Genomic DNA, 1,048 nt, shown 5'->3' with positions numbered 1-1,048 from the left:
TCTCGTGACTGCGTGCCTTTTGAAGAATGAGCCTGCGAGTTTGCGGTGTGTTGCGAGGTTAACCCGTGTGGGGAAGCCGTAGCGAAAGCGAGTCCGAATAGGGCGATTCAGTAGCGCGCTCAAGACCCGAAGCGGAGTGATCTAGCCATGGGCAGGTTGAAGCGGAGGTAAGACTTCGTGGAGGACCGAACCCACCAGGGTTGAAAACCTGGGGGATGACCTGTGGTTAGGGGTGAAAGGCCAATCAAACTCCGTGATAGCTGGTTCTCCCCGAAATGCATTTAGGTGCAGCGTCGTGTGTTTCTTGCCGGAGGTAGAGCACTGGATAGGCGATGGGCCCTACCGGGTTACTGACCTTAGCCAAACTCCGAATGCCGGTAAGTGAGAGCGCGGCAGTGAGACTGTGGGGGATAAGCTCCATGGTCGAGAGGGAAACAGCCCAGAGCATCGACTAAGGCCCCTAAGCGTACGCTAAGTGGGAAAGGATGTGGAGTCGCAGAGACAACCAGGAGGTTGGCTTAGAAGCAGCCACCCTTGAAAGAGTGCGTAATAGCTCACTGGTCTAGTGATTCCGCGCCGACAATGTAGCGGGGCTCAAGCGTACCGCCGAAGTCGTGTCATTGCAGTATAAGCCCCAACGGGTGCTGTGATGGGTAGGGGAGCGTCGTGTGCCGGGTGAAGCAGCACCGGAAGGTAGTTGTGGACGGTTCACGAGTGAGAATGCAGGCATGAGTAGCGATTCACACGTGAGAAACGTGTGCGCCGATTGACTAAGGGTTCCTGGGTCAAGCTGATCTGCCCAGGGTAAGTCGGGACCTAAGGCGAGGCCGACAGGCGTAGTCGATGGATAACCGGTTGATATTCCGGTACCCGCTGTGAAGCGTCAAACATCGAGCATCGTGATGCTAAGGCCGTGAAGCCGCCCCGGAGCCTTCGGGCAAAGGGGAGTGGTGGAGCCGCTGAACCAAGCGGTTAGTAGGTGAGTGATGGGGTGACGCAGGAAGGTAGTCCATCCCGGGCGGTGGTTGTCCCGGGGTAAGGGTGTAGG

The 1,048-nt window shown here is 57.4% G+C and carries 1 rRNA gene; it reads left to right on the top strand.

The features are described 5' to 3' along the window. Positions 1 to 1,048 (top strand): 23S ribosomal RNA (locus ADK65_RS34470); the annotation flags it as partial.

Origin of the sequence: Streptomyces sp. NRRL B-1140 (genome assembly GCF_001280065.1) — a bacterium.
Taxonomy (GTDB): domain Bacteria; phylum Actinomycetota; class Actinomycetes; order Streptomycetales; family Streptomycetaceae; genus Streptomyces.
This window is presented reverse-complemented; position numbering and strand designations above follow the sequence as displayed.